20 protein-coding genes are annotated in these 18,133 nt (G+C 63.0%); 7 read left to right on the plus strand and 13 right to left on the minus strand.

Annotation, left to right across the window (positions count from 1 at the left end):
• Window positions 1-11: 11 nt before the first annotated feature.
• Entirely contained in the window at window positions 12-356 is a 345-nt protein-coding gene (locus Q9295_RS08265) for a TfoX/Sxy family protein (protein WP_306680062.1), read from the plus strand.
• A gap of 110 nt (window positions 357-466) precedes the next feature.
• On the opposite strand, the gene Q9295_RS08270 is transcribed toward Q9295_RS08265, so the two are convergent.
• The 8 genes from Q9295_RS08270 to pyk form a co-directional block, all read right to left on the minus strand.
• Window positions 467-1,426 carry an acetyl-CoA carboxylase carboxyltransferase subunit alpha gene (locus Q9295_RS08270; protein ID WP_306680063.1) on the minus strand — a complete coding sequence of 320 codons (960 nt, stop codon included), beginning with the start codon at window positions 1,424-1,426 and terminating at the stop codon, window positions 467-469.
• Window positions 1,427-1,584: 158 nt separating this feature from the next.
• The gene (locus Q9295_RS08275; protein ID WP_306680064.1) at window positions 1,585-1,908 is read right to left on the minus strand and encodes a hypothetical protein; all 324 of its coding nucleotides are present in this window, start codon (window positions 1,906-1,908) and stop codon (window positions 1,585-1,587) included.
• Between the two features lie 92 nt (window positions 1,909-2,000).
• Complete coding sequence (gene pheS / locus Q9295_RS08280; RefSeq protein ID WP_306680065.1) at window positions 2,001-3,080, minus strand: phenylalanine--tRNA ligase subunit alpha; 1,080 nt, start codon at window positions 3,078-3,080, stop codon at window positions 2,001-2,003.
• A gap of 72 nt (window positions 3,081-3,152) precedes the next feature.
• The gene (locus tag Q9295_RS08285; RefSeq protein ID WP_306680066.1) at window positions 3,153-3,554 is read right to left on the minus strand and encodes a hypothetical protein; all 402 of its coding nucleotides are present in this window, start codon (window positions 3,552-3,554) and stop codon (window positions 3,153-3,155) included.
• Window positions 3,555-3,744: 190 nt separating this feature from the next.
• Window positions 3,745-4,107, minus strand: a complete 363-nt coding sequence (gene rplT / locus Q9295_RS08290; protein ID WP_306680067.1) for a 50S ribosomal protein L20 — start codon at window positions 4,105-4,107, stop codon at window positions 3,745-3,747.
• Between the two features lie 12 nt (window positions 4,108-4,119).
• The gene (gene rpmI / locus Q9295_RS08295; RefSeq protein ID WP_306680068.1) at window positions 4,120-4,320 is read right to left on the minus strand and encodes a 50S ribosomal protein L35; all 201 of its coding nucleotides are present in this window, start codon (window positions 4,318-4,320) and stop codon (window positions 4,120-4,122) included.
• Window positions 4,321-4,450: 130 nt separating this feature from the next.
• The gene (locus Q9295_RS08300) at window positions 4,451-4,675 is read right to left on the minus strand and encodes a hypothetical protein (protein ID WP_306680069.1); all 225 of its coding nucleotides are present in this window, start codon (window positions 4,673-4,675) and stop codon (window positions 4,451-4,453) included.
• 34 nt (window positions 4,676-4,709) lie between these two features.
• Complete coding sequence (pyk, locus tag Q9295_RS08305) at window positions 4,710-6,158, minus strand: pyruvate kinase (protein WP_306680070.1); 1,449 nt, start codon at window positions 6,156-6,158, stop codon at window positions 4,710-4,712.
• Window positions 6,159-6,356: 198 nt separating this feature from the next.
• Here pyk and Q9295_RS08310 point away from each other — a divergent pair, with 198 nt between their 5' ends.
• From Q9295_RS08310 to Q9295_RS08320, 3 genes are all read left to right on the plus strand, one after another.
• Entirely contained in the window at window positions 6,357-7,094 is a 738-nt protein-coding gene (locus Q9295_RS08310) for an N-formylglutamate amidohydrolase (protein ID WP_306680071.1), read from the plus strand.
• 2 nt (window positions 7,095-7,096) lie between these two features.
• Window positions 7,097-7,408, plus strand: coding sequence for a DUF1244 domain-containing protein (locus Q9295_RS08315; protein WP_306680072.1), 312 nt, complete (start codon window positions 7,097-7,099; stop codon window positions 7,406-7,408).
• 236 nt (window positions 7,409-7,644) lie between these two features.
• Window positions 7,645-8,805 (plus strand): calcium-binding protein, encoded by a 1,161-nt coding sequence (locus tag Q9295_RS08320; RefSeq protein WP_306680073.1) that lies wholly within the window; start codon window positions 7,645-7,647, stop codon window positions 8,803-8,805.
• 128 nt (window positions 8,806-8,933) lie between these two features.
• Here Q9295_RS08320 and Q9295_RS08325 read toward each other — a convergent pair whose 3' ends face one another.
• Window positions 8,934-9,794 carry a D-amino-acid transaminase gene (locus tag Q9295_RS08325; protein WP_306680074.1) on the minus strand — a complete coding sequence of 287 codons (861 nt, stop codon included), beginning with the start codon at window positions 9,792-9,794 and terminating at the stop codon, window positions 8,934-8,936.
• A gap of 243 nt (window positions 9,795-10,037) precedes the next feature.
• Window positions 10,038-11,000 carry an N-acetyl-D-Glu racemase DgcA gene (gene dgcA / locus Q9295_RS08330; RefSeq protein ID WP_306680075.1) on the minus strand — a complete coding sequence of 321 codons (963 nt, stop codon included), beginning with the start codon at window positions 10,998-11,000 and terminating at the stop codon, window positions 10,038-10,040.
• Between the two features lie 157 nt (window positions 11,001-11,157).
• Between dgcA and Q9295_RS08335 the strand changes: the two genes are divergently transcribed.
• Entirely contained in the window at window positions 11,158-12,117 is a 960-nt protein-coding gene (locus Q9295_RS08335) for an L-malyl-CoA/beta-methylmalyl-CoA lyase (RefSeq protein WP_306680076.1), read from the plus strand.
• A 167-nt stretch (window positions 12,118-12,284) separates the two neighbouring features.
• Here the strand turns inward: Q9295_RS08335 and Q9295_RS08340 are convergent, their stop codons facing one another.
• The 3 genes from Q9295_RS08340 to Q9295_RS08350 all read right to left on the minus strand — a co-directional run bounded on the left by Q9295_RS08340 (window position 12,285) and on the right by Q9295_RS08350 (window position 16,106).
• Window positions 12,285-13,064 carry a 3'(2'),5'-bisphosphate nucleotidase CysQ gene (locus tag Q9295_RS08340; RefSeq protein WP_306680077.1) on the minus strand — a complete coding sequence of 260 codons (780 nt, stop codon included), beginning with the start codon at window positions 13,062-13,064 and terminating at the stop codon, window positions 12,285-12,287.
• The gene (locus tag Q9295_RS08345) at window positions 13,051-14,400 is read right to left on the minus strand and encodes a TldD/PmbA family protein (protein WP_306680078.1); all 1,350 of its coding nucleotides are present in this window, start codon (window positions 14,398-14,400) and stop codon (window positions 13,051-13,053) included. The genes Q9295_RS08340 and Q9295_RS08345 overlap by 14 nt, the downstream gene beginning before the upstream one ends.
• Before the next feature lie 98 nt (window positions 14,401-14,498).
• Window positions 14,499-16,106, minus strand: a complete 1,608-nt coding sequence (locus Q9295_RS08350; protein ID WP_306680079.1) for a hypothetical protein — start codon at window positions 16,104-16,106, stop codon at window positions 14,499-14,501.
• Between the two features lie 206 nt (window positions 16,107-16,312).
• Here Q9295_RS08350 and Q9295_RS08355 point away from each other — a divergent pair, with 206 nt between their 5' ends.
• Window positions 16,313-16,969: an enoyl-CoA hydratase/isomerase family protein gene (locus Q9295_RS08355; protein WP_306680080.1), complete on the plus strand. Its 657-nt coding sequence runs from the start codon at window positions 16,313-16,315 to the stop codon at window positions 16,967-16,969.
• A complete protein-coding gene (locus Q9295_RS08360; protein ID WP_306680081.1) occupies window positions 16,966-18,129 on the plus strand; it encodes a TIGR03862 family flavoprotein in 1,164 nt (387 codons plus the stop codon). Before Q9295_RS08355 ends, Q9295_RS08360 begins: the two co-directional genes overlap by 4 nt.
• Window positions 18,130-18,133: the final 4 nt, after the last annotated feature.

Consider the following 18,133-nt stretch of genomic DNA (forward strand, 5'->3'; position numbering starts at 1 on the left):
ATAGGGTCGGCATGGCGACGCAAGCTGCGACGATTGCGCATATCCTTGATACGCTTGCCATGCTGCCGCTGACGAGCCGCAAGATGTTTGGCGAATATGCGCTTTATCTTGAGGGGCGCACGGTGGCCTTCGTCTGCGATGACACGTTGTTCATCAAGCCTACGCCGGGGGCTAAGGCCCTGCTGCCCGAGGCTGAAATGGCCCCGGCCTATCCCGGCTCAAAGGATTACATCCTCGGCTCTGAGCTTTTGGATGAGCCGGACTTCTGCGCGCAGGTTTTGCGAGCGGTGATGCAAGACACCCCGCCGCCAAAGCCAAAAGCCCCGCGCAAGAAAAAGGCGGCGAAACTGGCTTAAAAGCTCAGCGGGGGCCAGCACAGCAAAAAGCCGGCCTTCTGAACCGCTGCCCCGGCCCCGAATGGGCCAGAGCCAGCGCCAAAAGACCGGCTTTTTTCAAGAGTGAGCCCTTAGGCTGCGAGGCCCTTGGCCCCCATCGACAGGAACTTCTCGCGGCGGTCCTTGATGATCGCATCGCGCTTCTTGCCCGACAGGTCCTTCAGCATCGCCTCAATCGCTTTGCCAACGGCGTCAATCGCCTCTTTCGGTGCGCGCTGCGCGCCGCCGACCGGCTCATTCACGATGCGGTCGATGAGGCCCAGCTTTTGCAGGTCTTGCGCGGTCAGGCGCAAAGCCTCGGCCGCTTCGCGCATCTTATCGGCGTCTTTCCAAAGGATCGAGGCACAGCCTTCAGGGCTAATCACCGAATAGACCGAGTGTTCCAGCATGGCGATGCGGTTGGCCGTCGCAAAGGCCACAGCGCCGCCCGAGCCACCCTCGCCGATCACCACCGAGATCAGCGGCACGCCAAGCGACAGGCATTTCTCGGTCGAGCGGGCAATCGCCTCGGCCTGACCGCGCTCTTCCGCGCCCTTGCCCGGATAGGCACCGGGGGTGTCAACCAGCGTGATCACCGGCAGGCCAAAGCGGTCGGCCAGATCCATCAGGCGAATGGCTTTGCGGTAGCCCTCGGGGCGAGCCATGCCGAAATTCCGCTCGATGCGGGATTTGGTGTCATTGCCCTTTTCATGGCCGATCACCATGATGGGACGGTCATTGAAGCGGGCAAGGCCGCCCATGACCGCATGGTCATCGGCAAAGGCGCGGTCGCCAGCAAGGGGGGTGTATTCGGTGAACAACGCCTCGATGTAATCGCGGCAATGCGGCCGGTCCGGGTGACGCGCCACTTGGCACTTCTGCCATGCGCTCAGCCCCTTATACATGTCGCGCAGCGCCGTCTCGGCTTTGCGATCCAAAGCTTCGGCCTCTTTCGAGACATCCATGCCTTCGGATTGCCGAGCCATCGCCCGCAACTCCTCGGCCTTGCCTTCGATCTCTGCCAGAGGCTTTTCGAAATCAAGGTAGATCATACAAGAGACCCTCTTTGTCAGGCCCCCTATATGGCCGCAGGGGGCACAAAGCGCAACCTACAGCGCGACGGCTTTGCACGAAGGAAGCGAAGGAAGCCGCAAGAAGAGCCCGTTCTGTTCTGCGCTGGCCCTTAAAAGCCAGAGCAGATCAGATCACATTAGCCTTCGGCTTTGTAGCACATCAGGGCGACGTTATTGGCGAAATCAGTCACGGCCTGCTTTTTCATCGAATCCGTCGAAAAGCCCGGCAGGTCATACGCGGTCAGAACCATCGTCTGCATCAGCTCGTTGGCGAACTCATCGTCACTTTTCAACAGCTGCATCATATCGATCAGAGTGACCCCGTTCTGGCGGCCTTCCATGATCTTTGCTGCAAGTTGGCTTAAGGTGACACAGTGGTCACTGGCCAGAACCGCGGTGGGAGCGCTGCCCATCAGGGCAGCAACGAGACCGCCCACCATCACCAAATGCCGAAAAATCATTGCATTCCCTATACTTAATTCTACCGCCTTGAACTATCAGATCATGGCGCGCCTGAGGCAAAATTAAGATAATGCTGGACTGGTCCCGCCGCTTAGCGGCTAAGACCGCCCGGCAGGTCCGGCACGTCCAAGGCGCTGAAGCCGTAATGGCGCAGCCAGCGCAGGTCGGATTCGAAGAAGGCGCGCAGGTCGGGGATGCCGTATTTCAGCATAGCGATGCGGTCGATGCCCATGCCGAAGGCAAAGCCTTGCCATTGCTCAGGATCGACGCCGGCGGCTTGCAGCACCTTGGGATGCACCATGCCCGAGCCAAGGATCTCCATCCATTTGTCGCCCTCGCCGATGCGGAGCTGGCCGCCGACGTTGGAGTAACGGATGTCCACTTCAGCCGAGGGTTCGGTGAAGGGGAAGTGGCTGGCGCGGAAGCGCAGCTCGACCTTGTCCACCTCGAAGAAGGCACGGCAGAATTCTTCCAGCGTCCATTTGAGGTTGGCCATCGAGATGTCGCGGTCAATCGCCAGACCCTCGACCTGATGGAACATCGGCGTATGGGTTTGGTCCATGTCCATGCGGTAGACGCGACCGGGCGCGATCACGCGGATCGGCGCGCCTTGCTCCATCATCGCGCGGATCTGCACCGGCGAAGTATGGGTGCGCAGAACATGCGGCGGGCGGGCATCGCCTTCGGCGCGGTGCATGAAGAAGGTGTCATGCTCTTGCCGCGCGGGGTGCTCGGGCGGGATGTTCAAAGCGTCGAAGTTATACCAATCGGATTCGACTTGCGGGCCTTCGGCCACGGCAAAGCCCATATCGGCGAAGATCGCGGAAAGCTCTTCCATCACTTGGCTGACCGGATGGATCGAGCCCTGACGGCGCGGGCGGCCCGGCAGGGTCACGTCAAGCCATTCAGACTTCAGACGCGCATCCAGCGCCGCATCGCCAAGTGCCACTTTGCGGGCACGCAGGGCGGCATCGATCTCGTCTTTGACGAGGTTCATCTGGGCGCCAGCGGCCTTGCGGGCCTCGGGGTCCATTTTGCCAAGCGTGGACATCAGGGCCGAGATCTCGCCCTTTTTGCCCAAAGCGGCCAGGCGGACCTCTTCCAGAGCCGCCTCATCGGCTGCACCAGCCACGGCCTCGATGTATTTGCCACGGATTTCGGTCAGATCCATCTGAGCCCCCGGAAGAAGAATTGCGGCCTCCGACTAGCTCTTTAGGGGCTTGATGACAAGGGAAACTCCGGCCTATCCCGCAGAACTGCCGTAAGGCGCCGGCAGGGTTTCTGGCGCGCAATAGCTATAGCGCCCCTCAACCACGCCATCATTGAAGCGGAAGGTGTTATCGTCGATGATCTCGATGGTGCCCTCGTTGAGGTAGGGCGCGCGTTGTTCGACATGCTCGCATTCGCCGGCGAAGCTCCAAACCTCGAGATCGATTTCCTCGGCAAACTCGAATTCGCAGTAAAGCTCGGGGGTGTTGACGCCCTTTTCATGCACCAAGGCCAGATTGGCATCATTCGCGGTGGCGCAAGCCTCGCCCTGCCGGATGTAAGAGCCCGCGGCCAAAGGCAGGCCAAGAGGGTCGGCAAAGCTTGGGGCAGCAAGTACTGCAAGGCATAGGGCAAGGGGGGCAAAGCGCAGGGTCACGGGAGCAATCTCCAAAGGTCACAGCGGATCATTCAACTGCTTCGACCATGACCTGCAAGACATTGCATCTCAAATGAAATTTTCGGTCATGCGGGGACTGTAAAGAATACCTTACCCAGCCCATACCCCGCTGCGCCAAATGAAAAAGCCGCCCCGAAGGACGGCCTTTCCGAAGGATTGTCGCAAAAGCTTAGGCCAGAGCGGCGCGGGCTTTGTCAGCGATGGCGTTGAAGGCTTCCGGCTCATGCACGGCCAGATCGGCCAGCACTTTGCGGTCCACTTCGATGCCAGCTTTTGCCAGACCCGCGATCAGACGCGAGTAGGTGAAGGCCGGGTCGAACAGACGGACAGCAGCGTTGATACGCTGGATCCACAGAGCGCGGAATTGGCCTTTTTTGGCTTTCCGGTCGCGGGTCGCATACTGCTGGGCCTTGTCGACGGCCTGAGTGGCGGTGCGGAAGTTCGTCGAGCGGGCGGCGTAGTAGCCTTTCGCTTTCTTGATAACCTTGCGGTGACGGGCGTGGGTTACAACGCCGGATTTAACGCGGGACATCTGGGGCTCTCCTTAGCGGTTGTACGGCATGTATTTTTTGACGATTTTCTCGTCCGCGGCGCAGAGGATCATGGTCCCCGACGCGTCACGGATGAATTTCGTCGTGCGTTTGATCATGCCGTGGCGCTTGCCAGCCACACCCGCCTTCACATGGCCATTGGCCGTGAAGGAGAACCGCTTTTTCGCAGCGGATTTCGTCTTCATCTTGGGCATTTCACTCTCCAGTGTTCGACGCGCGCCAAGGCATGCCACTTTCGCCGGGCGCGCGGTCTGTTCCGAAGGCTTGGCTATAGAAGCGCACCGGGAAAGGTGCAAGGGGATTCGTGCCTGCGGCGGGGCGCGGTCAGTTCACATAGCGCCCGACGACCGAAAGCATCACCTTTGGGATCTCATCAACGGAATAAGAGCCGGGCTTTTGAGTCAGCGCCAAAGCGACCAGAGCCGCCCCGGCGAAGAACACGACCGCCCCCATCCGGGGCGGTCGACCTTCGGTCCATGCCGAAAGGAGCGAGGGAATGGTCAAAACCACCAAAACGATACCGATGGTCAGAAACAGATCCGGATCCATATCGCCTCAACAAAGAGCTGCTTGCGCGCAGAGCTTAGCCGGGTTCTGATTTCGAGATCAATCTTTCATCGCAAGGCGCGACGCGCAGGATGTTGGTGGTGCCAACTACGTTGAAGGGCACCCCGGCGGTGACCACGATATGATCGGTCTCGGTCGCAAACCCGCCCGTGCGGGCGGCGCGCACGGCGCTGATGACGGCCCCTTTGAAGCGCTCTTGCTCGGGCACGATCACGCAATGCGCGCCCCAGCTCAGCGCCAGACGGCGAGCGGTGGCAATCAGCGGGGTCAGCGCGATGATCGGCACCGAGGGACGCTCGCGCGCCACAAGGCTAACGGTGGTGCCCGATTGGCTGAAGCAAGCGATCGCCTTGATGTCGGTGGCTTCGGCGATCTCACGCGCGGCGGCGACGATGCCATCGGCGATGGTCTCGCGCTTCACGCTGCGGCTGGCCTCGATCACATTGCGATAGGTCGGGTCGATTTCGACCGAGCGGGCGACGTTGTCCATCGTCGCCACGGCCTCAACCGGGAAGCGGCCGGCAGCCGATTCTGCCGAAAGCATCACCGCATCGGCGCCCTCATAGATCGCCGTTGCCACGTCGGAGACTTCGGCGCGGGTCGGCATCGGGTTCTCGATCATCGATTCGAGCATTTGCGTCGCCACGATCACCGGCTTGGCGGCTGCGCGCGCGCCGCGCACCAGACGCTTCTGGATCGGCGGCACCGAATAGACCGGAAGCTCTACGCCGAGATCGCCGCGCGCCACCATGATACCGTCCGAGACCTTCAAGATCTCATCATAGGCTTTCACAGCGGCGGGCTTTTCGATCTTCGACAGGATCGCGGCGCGGCCTTTGGCCAAGGCGCGGGCCTCGGTCACATCCTCGGCGCGCTGCACGAAGGAAAGCGCCAGCCAATCAACGCCAAGCTCACAGACAAACTCAAGATCGCGGCGGTCTTTTTCCGACAAAGCGGCAAGCGGCAGCACCACATCGGGGACGTTCACGCCCTTGCGGTTCGAGATCACGCCACCGACGGTGACGGTGCATTCGGCGAAATCCGCGCCGCAGGTCTCAACGCTGAGACGGATCTTGCCGTCATTGACCAAAAGCGTGGCACCCGGCTCAAGCGCCGCAAAAATCTCGGGGTGCGGCAGCTGCACGCGGCGCGCATCGCCGGGGGTCGGGTCAAGATCGAGCCGGAAGGCCGCGCCATCGGCCAGATCATGGCCACCATCGGCGGCAAAAGTGCCGACGCGCAGTTTCGGGCCCTGAAGGTCGGCCAAAATGCCGATCGGGCGGCCAAGGTCTTTCTCGACCTGACGGATGATCTCATGCCGGGCGCGGATGTCGTCATGGACACCGTGGCTCATGTTCAGGCGGAACACATCGGCCCCGGCCTCACACAAGGCGCGGATCATTTGGTAATCGCTGGACGCTGGCCCAAGAGTGGCCACGATTTTCACGTTGCGGTGGCGGCGCATCAGCCATCCTCCTCAAGAATTGTTGCGTTTCGTGGTGGGCCGGCTGCGTTATGGCGCAAGTTGCCCCGTCCCGCAACGCCTGCTTTACCTGCAATGCTCGCTTTAGTTGCAACAGAAATGGGACAATACCGTGACAGGCTGGACGCATCGCAGGCGATGGATTACCCCGACAGTTCAGAATGATGAAAGGAAAGCCTCGTGGCGTTTCAGCTGGAAGGTGAGGCGCGGCCGGGCCGCTGGCTGGTAACCTGCGATCACGCCTCAAACCGGGTGCCCGATTGGGTGGCGGGGGGCGATCTGGGGATCGCGGCCGAGGATATGACGCGGCATATCGCATGGGATGTGGGCGCGGCCGGTCTGGCGCGGGCCTTGGCAGTGCAGCTCGACAGCCCCGCAGTGCTGTCGGATTTCAGCCGTTTGGTGATTGACCCCAACCGGGGCGAGGATGACCCGACCTTGGTGATGCGACTTTACGATGGCACCATCATTCCGGCCAACCGCCATATCGATGCCGCCGGGATCGAAGAGCGGTTGGAGCGGCTCTATCGCCCCTATCACGCCGCCTATGCCAAGGCAGCCGCGCGCCAACCCGATACGGTGATCGTGGCGATCCACAGCTTCACCCCGGCGCTAAAGGGCCGCCCGCCCCGGCCTTGGCAGGTTGGGGTGTTGCATTCGCATCTCGATACCCGGTTGTCGCAGGCGCTGATTGCGCGGCTTCAGGCCGAGCCCGACCTTTGCGTCGGTGACAATGAACCCTATTCGGGCCATCTTCCCGGAGATGCGATCGACCGTCACGCTTTGGCGACAGGCCGGCACAACACGCTGATTGAGCTGCGCAATGATCTGATTGCCACGCCCGAGGCTCAGGCGGCTTGGGCCGCGCGACTGGCTCCGATCCTGACCGCCGCTTTGGCCGATACTTTGGAGGACTGACCATGGATGACACCACAAAGACCGAGCTGGAAGCCGCCGCCTTCCGCGCCTTGATGCATCATCTGCTGCAAAAGCGCCCCGATGTGCAGAACATCGATCTGATGAATATGGCCGGATTTTGCCGCAACTGCCTGAGCCGTTGGTATCAAGAGGCCGCAGCGGAGCGTGGCATCGAGATGTCAAAGGTTGAGGCGCGCGAGATCGTCTATGGCATGCCCTACGGCGATTGGGTGGCGCAGAATCAGACCCCGGCAGATGCCGAAAAGCAGGCCGCCTTCACCGAGGCCTTTGCGAAGAATGTTGGCGCGCAATAGGGTCTCGAAAACCTAATAATCCGAAACAATCCAGCATGAAACCCGGCACCGTTTCGTGCATCCAGCGATGTTAACTCTTTGTTAGCAATTGCGCTTGCTTGGGCATGCTCTGCGATGATTTTGTCGTACAGTGTAGTATGCCTGTTCGTTTTTACGGGCATTGCCCACAGCTCATTTTGTGCTCTGCCCCCACGCGCCGCCCCTGGCCGGCTGCTTTTCTGCGATTGAGGTATTTGATGGAATTGCTGTTTTTGTTGCCGCTGGTATTGGCCGGTTTGCTGATCGATCAGGGGAATTCGGACGACGACAACCAGTCCACGGATGAAGGCCAGGATCGCTCTGGCAGTGATGCTGATGACCTTCTGCGAGGCGGTGCGGAAGGCGATACTTTGCGCGGTGGCGCTGGCGATGACCAGATCTATGGCCACGGCGGCGATGATTGGCTTTTCGGCGAAGCAGGCGATGACAGCCTATACGGTGGTTATGGCGACGACAGACTTTCTGGCGGTGATGGTGCGGATGGGCTGCGCGGCGGCGCGGGGGATGACTTCCTTGAAGGCGGCGCAGGCGATGACAAGCTCGAGGGCGATGCCGATGACGACCAGCTTTATGGCGGGTTGGGCAATGATCTTCTCTATGGCGGGGAGGGTGCTGACAGCCTTTGGGGCGAAGATGGCGACGACACGCTCTACGGCATGGCCGGAGATGACCAGCTTTACGGCGGCGCGGGCGCGGATAGCCTGCGGGGCGACGCGGGCGATGATACTCTCACCGGTGAGGCAGGCGATGATCGGCTGCTTGGCGGGCTTGGCGACGACCAGTTGGACGGCGGCACCGGCAATGACATTCTGTTCGGCGGCTTCGGTCAGGACCAACTCATTGGTGGTGAGGGCGATGACACGCTGCTGGGCGAAGAGGGCAATGACATCCTGAGCGGCGGCGCGGGGGCTGATGTGCTGCGCGGCGGCGAAGGCGATGACACGCTGGATGGCGGGCTCGGAGCCGATCTGCTTTACGGCGGCGCTGGCAATGACGCACTTTACGGCGGTGAGGGCGACACGCTCTTTGGTGGTGCTGGCGATGACACGCTCTTTATCCAAGGCGCGGCGACATTTGCCACCGGAGCCGGCGCGGATGTGACCGAGATCCTTCCCGCAGCGGACGGCGTGCCCTCGGTCACGGATTACGCTGCCGGCCAAGATGAATATGCGATCATCTTCACCGCAGCGCCCCCGACAGCACCGATCACTTTGGCGCAAGAAGCGAATGCCGCTGGCGGCTTTGACACTTTGGTTCAAGTGGACGGTCAGACCTATCTGCGGGTGCTGGATATGGCGTCGGCAGATGTGCAGCTTAGCGATTTTCACGCTGTCACCCGGCCACTGACGGCGGCGTAAGATCAGAGTTCACGGGCGCAGCGCGGTCACGAAGCCAGCCTTCTGAACTACGCCCCCGTTACCAAAAGCGAAGCCCGCCCTTTGCGAAAAAGGGCGGGCCCGAGACGTGCTTGAGGGTCGCCTTACGCTCAGAGGGCGGCCTTCAGCATTTCCTCAAGATAGATCTCCCGCAGGCGCGCCACGATCGGACCCGGAGTACCGGCGCCGATCTTTGCACCATCGATCTCAACCACCGGCATCACGAAGGTGCTGGCCGAGGTGACGAAAGCCTCATCTGCGGCCTGTGCCTCTTCGATCGAGAAGCTGCGCTCTTCGACCTCCATCTGCGCTTCGGCGGCAAAGCGCAGCACGGCGGCGCGGGTGATGCCGTGCAAGATATCATTGCTGAGCGCGCGGGTGATGATCCGGTTGCCCTTGACGATATAGGCGTTGTTCGAGGTGCCTTCGGTGACCAGTTCCTCTTCAACGAACCAAGCGTCATCGACGCCAGCTTTCTTGGCCATCATCTTGCCCATCGACGGGTAAAGAAGCTGCACGGTTTTGATGTCGCGGCGGCCCCAGCGGATATCGGGGATCGAGATGATGCGCAGACCGGTTTTGGCGGCCGGATTGTTGGCAAGTCCCGGCTTGGCTTGGGTGAAAAGCACCACCGTCGGCGGCAAATCAGCCGGCGGGAAGGCAAAATCGCGGTCGCCCGGATTGCCACGGGTGACTTGCAGATAGATCATCCCCTCATCGATGTTGTTGCGCACGATCAGCTGGCGGTGAACTTCAAGCCAGTCGTCCGAGCTGAGCGGATTGCGGATCTCCAGCGCATCCAGCGAGCGTTGCAGCCGCACGATGTGGCCGGGGAAATCGACCAGCTTGCCGCCGAGCACCGAGGTGACCTCGTAGACGCCATCCGCCATCAGAAAGCCGCGATCAAAGATCGAGACCTTGGCCTCGGTCTCGGCAAGGTATTGGCCATCAAGATAAACGATACGAGTCATTGCGGTCTCCGGGACACAGCTGTGATGAATGTCAACGCTTGCGTTTCTTTGCCCATCCGGGGCTAGGGTCAAGGCCGGTAAGCGGCGAAATAGGCCAGCCTTGCGTCGCGGAAAGCCGTTGAGATTAAAGCGCGCCTTGCAGGCGCAAGCTGATACCTCGCCTCTGGCGCGTTCCGCGCCAACCGGCTCAAGGTCGCTCCGCGGGGGATATTTTCGTTCCAGTAGAGGCCTAATCCCCGCAGGTTACCCCCAGAGTTCGGGTGCGGCGGGATGGATGCGTCGGTCATCGTAATGCACCGGCGGGCTGCGGTCCGTCGCCATATCGGCGGGGCCATCAAGGTCGGACCAGTCGGCGCCTTGCGCGACCAAGATTGCGGGCGCCATTGAGAGCGAACTGGCCACCATGCAGCCCACCATGACCTTAAGCCCCAATTGGCGGGCCTGATCGCGGGCTTTCAGCGCCTCGGTCAGACCGCCAGTTTTGTCGAGCTTCAGGTTCACCACATCATATTTGCCGATAAGGCCACGCAGGCTGGCCGCATCATGCGCCGATTCGTCGGCACAGACCGGCAGCGGGCGAGCGATCTCGGCCAACATGTCATCCGCGCCTTGCGGCAAGGGTTGCTCGACCATCTCCACGCCAAGGCGGATGAGGTGGCGGGCGAGGTCGGTATAGACCTCGGGCGTCCAGCCTTCGTTGGCGTCAACGATCAGCCGGACATGCGGCGCGCCTTGCCGCACGGCTTCAATCCGAGGCATGTCCGAGGGGGTACCGAGTTTCACTTTCAGCACCGCGCGATGCGCATTGCGGGCGGCGGCTTCGCGCATGTTCTCGGGCGTGTCGAGCGAAAGGGTGAAGGCGATTTCCACCGGCTGCGGCGGCTGAAGGCCCGCGAGTTGCCAGACCGCGCGACCGCTGGCCTTGGCCTCAAGATCCCAAAGCGCGCAATCGACGGCATTGCGGGCGGCCCCGGCGGGCATCAAGCTTTGCAGCGCTTCGCGGGTGATGTCTTGCGGCAAAGCGTGGATCGCGGCGATGGTCTCTTCGACCGTTTCGCCATAGCGCGGATAGGGCAGAGCCTCACCCCAGCCGCGGTGGCCCTGACGGGTGATCGTGGCGGTGACCACCCGCGCCTCGGTCTTGGAACCGCGACTGATGGTGAAGGGATTGCGCAGGGCAAAGGTCTGGGCTTCGGCTTGGATCATGCGGGGAGATTAGCGTGGGGCGGGGATTTGCGGAAGCCGGTTGCTTGGGGTTTGGCGGCGTCATGCTGCAACTGCGAAGAAATCCACTTGCAGATGGATGCGCAACATTATAACCCACAAGAAGCCCCTTGCGAAACTTGATTACCGAGAGATCCTGATGAGCTTCCGCATCCAGCCCGCCCCGCCTGCCCGTCCGAACCGCTGCCAACTCTTTGGCCCCGGCTCGCGTCCGGCGCTTTTTGAGAAGATGGCGGCCTCGGCGGCGGATGTGATCAACCTTGATCTTGAGGATTCGGTGGCGCCAGCCGACAAGCCGCAAGCGCGGCTGAACATCATCGAAGCGATCAACAGCGTCGACTGGGGCAAGAAGACGCTTTCGGTGCGGATCAACGGCCTTGATACGCCCTATTGGTATCAAGACGTGGTGCAACTGCTTGAAAATGCCGGAGATCGGCTGGATCAGATCATGATCCCGAAAGTGGGCTGCGCCGCCGATGTCTATGCGGTGGACGCTTTGGTCACCGCGATTGAGCGCGCCAAGGGCCGCCGCAAGCCGATCAGCTTTGAGGTGATCATCGAGACCGCGGCGGGCATCGCCCATGTCGAAGAGATCGCGGCCTCGAGCCCTCGGTTGCAGGCGATGAGCCTAGGTGCGGCGGATTTTGCCGCCTCGATGGGAATGCAGACCACCGGCATCGGCGGGACGCAGGAGAATTACTACATGCATCGCGAGGGGGCCAAATATTGGTCCGATCCTTGGCATTGGGCACAGGCAGCGATCGTGGCGGCCTGCCGCACGCATGGCGTGCTGCCAGTGGACGGGCCTTTCGGCGATTTCTCGGACGAGGAAGGCTTCCGCGCTCAAGCCCGACGCTCGGCAACCTTGGGCATGGTCGGCAAATGGGCGATCCACCCCAAGCAAGTCGCGCTGGCCAATGAGGTCTTCACCCCCTCGGAGACGGCGGTGAGCGAGGCGCGCGAGATCTTGGCGGCGATGGCCGAGGCGACGGCGGCCGGTCAGGGCGCTGCGGTCTATAAGGGGCGGCTCGTCGATATCGCCTCGGTCCGGCAGGCGGAGGTGATCGTGCGCCAAGCCGAGTTGATTGCCGGCTCGTAAGGCGAAGGATTGACAGAAGGGCCTGCCATCCGGCAGCTTGACCCAAGGTTACCCGCGTCGCGCATCAGGGGAGAGGAGGCCCCGCGCGACAAAACGGGAGGATGCGCAGCCCGTGGCCGAAAGGTCGCGGGCTGTTGCTTTTGCGCCCCGGACATCGGCGCGGGCGGTTACAGGCGGCGCGCTTGCATGAGTTGCGCTTGAAGGCTTGGATTGGCGGCGATGATGCCATCGGCGAGGGGCGGGCTTTGGTTGAAGCGAAGGGCTTCGCCCTTGCTGTCCAGAACCTCACACCCCGCACGCTCGGCGATCAGGCTGCCGGCGGCGATGTCCCATTCCCAGCTTGGACGCAGGGCAAGCATCGCGTCATGGCGGCCCTCGGCCACCAAGCAAAGCCGGTAGGCGATGGAGGAGCGAAAGCTGCGTTTGACGGGCGGCAGACCGCCGGGCCAGTTCTCGGGCGCAAGGGTCGAGCGGTTGGACAGGACATCCGCACCGCTCAGCGCTTGGCGGGTGCTGCAATGGATGGGCTGGCCGTTGCACAAGGCCGGACCGCCTGCTGAGGCCGCGTAGAGCCGGTTTTTGGCGGGGAGATAGACAACGCCAGCAATCGGGCGGCCGTCTTCGACCACGGCCATGGAAAGGGCAAAGTCTGGCTGATTGTTCAGATAAGACCGGGTGCCATCGATGGGGTCGATGATGAAGAGGCGCCGGGCCGCCAGCCGCTCGGGCCCATCTGGGCTTTCCTCGGAGAGCCAACCATAGCCGGGGCGGGCGGTGCGGAGCTGCGCCTCAAGCGCGTCATTCACCGCCAGATCGGCCTCAGAGACGGGACCGGCATCGCCGTCCTTCTCCCAAGATTTGGGCGCATTGCGCCAATAGCGCAGGGCCACCGCGCCGCCTGCGCGGGCAGCGGCCTCAAGGAGCGCCAGATCCTCAGCTGCCGGCAAGCGTGAGCCCCTCGACCAGCAAGGAGGGCACGCGGATCGAAAGGTGATCGCGGGCATCATTGGCCGGGATGATGCGGCGCAGCATATCCTTCAGGTTCCCGGCGATCGTGCATTCATGCACCGGATATTTCAGCTCACCACCCTCGACCCACCAGCCCGAAGCGCCGCGCGAATAATCCCCGGTGGTGGGGTTGATGGTCGAGCCGATCATCGAGGTGACCAGAAGGCCGGTGCCCATCTGCGCCAGCAAATCGGCGCGGCTGCTCTGTCCGGGGGTCAGGTCAATGCAGGTGGTTGAGGGCGAGGGTGGCGCCGAGGTGCCGCGCGCCGCATTGCCGGTCGAGGGCAGGCCAAGCTTGCGGCCCGTGGCAAGGTCGAGCACCCAAGACGCCAGCACACCGTCTTGCACCAAGGCGCGCTTTTGCGTTGGCAGGCCTTCGGCATCGAAGGGCCGCGAGGCGCCGATGCGCACCCGGTGGGGATTTTCGATCAGCGAAAGACCGCTGGGCAACAGCTCTTGCCCCATCATCTTGGCCGCCCAGCTGGAGCCGCGCGCCACCGAACTGCCGTTGATGGCCGAGAGCAAATGCCCGATCAGCGAAGCCGCAACCCGCTCATCATAAAGCACCGGGAAATGCCCGGTCGGCGGTTTGATCGCGCCAAGCCGTGACAGGGCACGCTCGGCGGCAAGAGCGCCGATGGTCTCGGCACTGGGCATGTCAGAGGCGTAGATCCGCCCCTCACCCGCCCAATCCCGCTCCATCGCGGTGCCGGAGCCGCAGAAGGCAGTGGCGGAAAGCGAATGCGAACTGCGGCCATAGCCGCCCGCAAAGCCGTTCGAGGCCGCCAGATGCATCTCGCGCTGCGACCAAGTGGCCGAGGTCTCGACCTGCGTGATGCCCTTCGCGGACATAGCGGCGGCTTCGGCGGCACGCGCCTGCGCCTCAAGCGCGGTGGCGGCGGGTTCGGGAGACGAGTCGCGCAGGTCCAAAGCATCTGCATCGCGCAAGGTCGCAAGTTGCGAAGGATCGGCCAGACCCGCCGTTGGATCCTCCGGCGCCTCGCGTGCCATTGCCACGGCGCGTTCGGCCAAAGCCGCGATGGTCGCGGCTGAGGTGTCCGAGGCGGAAACGCAGGCCTGCCGCCGCCCGATCAGCACGCGCAACCCGATCTCGGTGCCTTCGGCGCGTTCGGCTTGCTCAAGGTTGCCCTGCCGCAGATCGATGGTCAGCGACTGGCCCGCGACGGCCAAAGCATCCGCCGCTTCGGCCCCGGCCTTGCGGGCAGCGTCAAGCAAAGCTTCGGTGAGGGACGAGAGCGAAGGGGATTGCGACATAGACTTGTGGCTCCTTGGCCCAAGGGCGGGCCAGTTTGAGGTAATCGCGCGCGGCAATAGGCGCAAGGTGGCGCCCATTGCCGCCGCAAAGGGGAGGATCAGCGGATCTTCATCCCGTTAAGCACGATAGAGCCGTCTTTGAACTCAAGCTCGGTGGTCAAGACATCTGGGTCATCGCTCAAGGCTTTGCCCGCGAACATCAAAGCAAAGCGCGCGCCGGTGAGCTCATCGGGGGAGATCGCGCCAAGAGCCACCAGATTATCGAGCAGCGCATTGGCGCCTTTGGTCAGGAAGGAAAGCGCGCCCTCGGGCACCGGCAGATCATCGATATAGCGGCTGCGGTCGGTGAAGTCGAAATCAAGCGCGCCTTCGCCGGAGAAGCTGACCCCCGCCCCTGCGACCAAAGCCTCATTCAACTGGGCCGTAAGCGCGGTAAGCGGCAGATCATGCGCGCTGGGGCTGCCGCTGAGCAAACGCGGGTCAGGGGTCCAAGTGCCGGTCAGATCCAGCACCAGCGAGAGCGGATCGCGGGGCAATTGGCGCGCCGGATCGAAGATGTCCCAGATCGTCTCGGAGACATCGATGCCGGCGAATTTGTAAAGAAGCGCCCAATCCGAAGCCCCGCCGGCCGAAGGCAGGCCCAGCCGCACCGTCTCACGCATCTCGGCGATGCTCAGAGAAAGGTTGTCCAAAGGCATGTCGGTCAATTGGCCTTGGAAGCTGAAGGCCGTTCCTTCGGCGCCCTTGTCATAGACCAAGCCATTACGATCCAAAGAGAACTCTGCATCCGAACCGGCCATAGACAGGTCCATAGCAAAGGGCCCCTCGGGCAGTTCTGGCATGTCGATGGCCAGTTGCACCGGTCCCATTTGGTAGCGCAGATGCAGCCGCAAGCCCTGCTCAAGCATCGCAAGGAATTGCGGCAGCTTTTGCAGATCCGGGGCATCGGCGCTTTCCATCAGCGCTATGCCGCCGGGCGGGAAGAGCGCTTCAAGCGCCAAGCTGAGCTCGGAGAGGTTCAGCGAGACCTGCCCTTCAACGCCTTCCGATGGGATCACAGCGCGGGCATCCAGGCTAAGATTGCCCAACGACAGATGCGCATCGGCCCCCGCGCCTTTGGCATTCAGTTCCGGCTCGGGTGGCAGCTGGCTTAGCCAAGCAAAGCTCAGATCATCCAAGGTCAGTGCCGCGACGAGAGTATTTTTGCCATTCCACCCGGTCGCTTGGGTGATCGGCTCCATCACCGCCGAGAGGCTTCCTGCGCTGATCGCAACATCAATGTCTTCGGCGTCGATATCGCGGAACACCGCTTGCAGATCGGGGGCGGTGATGGTGAGGGTGACTTTCTCGGGCGCGTCCGGCCCCGTAAGCCCTTGCAGCTCAACAGGGAAATTCGGCGGAAGCTCAAGCGTGACCGCGCCATCGCTTTGCTGACGCAGGGTGATGTTGGGCAGCGCCAGCCAAGCACCATCGGGCAGGGCAAGGCGCGGATGGCTCAGCACCAAATCCGAGCCGCGCCGGCTTTCCTGAGCAGTCAGCACGGGTCCGGCTTCCTCTTGGATCAACTGCCAAACCGCCTCGGGCGTGGTGTCGGCCTGCAAGGGCTGGGCCAAAAGCGCCAGTGCCGCCGCGGGCAAGGCCCAAGCCGGCCGCGTAACGCGCGCGCCCGTCAGGGAAATTTGGCGAAAGGTGGGGCGGCTTTGCATCGTCAATCATCCTTTACACGTCCCAACGGCTGGCTTGGCAAAGCTGCCAACCGCTGGCGGCCACCGCTTTTGCGGCCGAATTGCCGCCATCGTGTCGGCGGCGCTGGCGGGGTGCAAGCAGAAAGGCCAGGCCCGGCGTGAGGCGCGGCTGGCTTTCCAGACCGGCTCGGGCAGGTTATGCCCTAAGCCATAAGAAGGAGCGGCCAATGATCCGGGTTGAAGACGAAAGCCATGCGGGTGGGGTGATGCGGCTGATCCGGCTGGATCGGCCCGAAAAGGCCAATGCTTTGACCGCTGACATGCTGGAGGCTTTGGCCGAGGCGGTTGAGACCGCAGGCGCGGCTCAGGCCTTGATCCTGACCGGGACCGGCAAGGTCTTCTCGGCCGGGGCGGATCTTGAGGCAGCGGCGGCGGGGCTTGCCACCTCGCCCCTCTGGGAGCGGCTCTCGGGCGCGATTGCTGCTTTCCCGGGGCTCTCCATCGCGGCCTTAAATGGCACTTTAGCGGGTGGGGCCTGCGGCATGGCCTTGGCTTGCGATCTGCGGCTTTCCATGGCCGAGGCAAAGGTCTTCTACCCGGTGATGCGGCTGGGCTATCTGCCGCAACCCTCGGACCCGGCGCGGCTGGTGGCGCTTGTGGGGCCGGCGCGGGCGCGGATGATCCTGATGGCCGGAGCCAAGATCCCCGCGGATGAGGCGCTACAATGGGGCCTGATTGACCGCATCATCCCGGCTGAAGCTTTGCTCGACGCTGCCCGCGCGCTCTGCGCCGATGTGCTGGCCGCCGACGCGGGCCATGTCGCCGCGATCAAGCGGATGACCGAAAGCCCGCGCGTTTTGCAGCCGGGTCGGGCCGCAACGTGAGCGGGTCCGGCGCATCCTTTGCCCTTGTCATCGGGGCGGGTCCGGCGGGCCTGATGGCAGCCGAGGCTTTGGCGCGCGCCGGGAGGCGGGTGGTGGTGGCCGAGGCCAAGCCCAGCCCCGCCCGTAAGTTTCTGATGGCCGGGAAATCCGGGCTGAACCTGACCAAGGATGAGCCGCTTGCGCCTTTTGTCGCGACCTTTGGCGCCGATTGGTTGGCGCCGGTCTTAGGTAAATTTGGCCCCGTTCAGGCGATGGATTGGGCAAAAGGTCTTGGCGTTGAGATCTTCACCGGCTCCTCTGGCCGGGTGTTTCCGGTCTCGATGAAGGGCTCACCTTTGCTGCGCGCTTGGCTGCGGCGGCTTGAGGGCTTGGGGGTTGAGCTGCGCACGCGCTGGCGCTGGACCGGCTTTGAGGGTGAAGCCTTTGCCTTTGACACGCCCGAGGGCCTGCAAGCGCTGCGCCCCGAGGTAACCGTGCTGGCGCTTGGCGGGGCCAGTTGGTCGCGCTTAGGTTCGGACGGGGCTTGGGTGCCTTGGCTCGCCGAGAAAGGCGTTGAGATCGCGCCTTGGCAGGCGGCGAATGTCGGGCTGCGGGTGGATTGGTCGGCCCATATGGCGCGGCATTTTGGCAGCCCGGTGAAGGGCGCGACCTTGCGGCTTCTGCCCTCAGCCAGCCTGCATCGCGGCGAATTTATCGTCTCGGAGCGCGGGCTTGAGGGTGGTGGGCTTTACCCCCTTTCCCCCGCTTTGCGCCAAGGCGAGCGGTTGGAGCTGGATCTTCTGCCCGCCACTTCAGAGGCTGAGGTTGAGGCGAAACTCGCTAAGATGAAACCGGGGGAGACCGGTGCCAACCGCCTGCGTAAGCTGGGCCTGTCGCCAGTCGCGGCAGCCTTGGTGATGGAATGGGGCAAGGGCCAGCCCTTGACGGTGCTCAAACGCCTGCCCGTGCAACACCAAGGCCCGCGTCCTTTGGATGAGGCAATCTCGGTCGCGGGCGGGATCACGGCCGCTGCTCTAACCCCGGACCTAGAGCTGCGCGCCATGCCGGGGGTCTTTGCCGCTGGCGAGATGCTGGATTGGGAGGCGCCCACGGGGGGCTACCTTTTGACTGGCTGCCTCGCGACCGGGCTTTGGGCCGGAGCGGCCGCCGCCCGGCATTAAAGAA

It is taken from the genome of Pseudogemmobacter lacusdianii (genome assembly GCF_030848395.1).
In the GTDB taxonomy this organism is placed as follows: domain Bacteria; phylum Pseudomonadota; class Alphaproteobacteria; order Rhodobacterales; family Rhodobacteraceae; genus Pseudogemmobacter; species Pseudogemmobacter lacusdianii.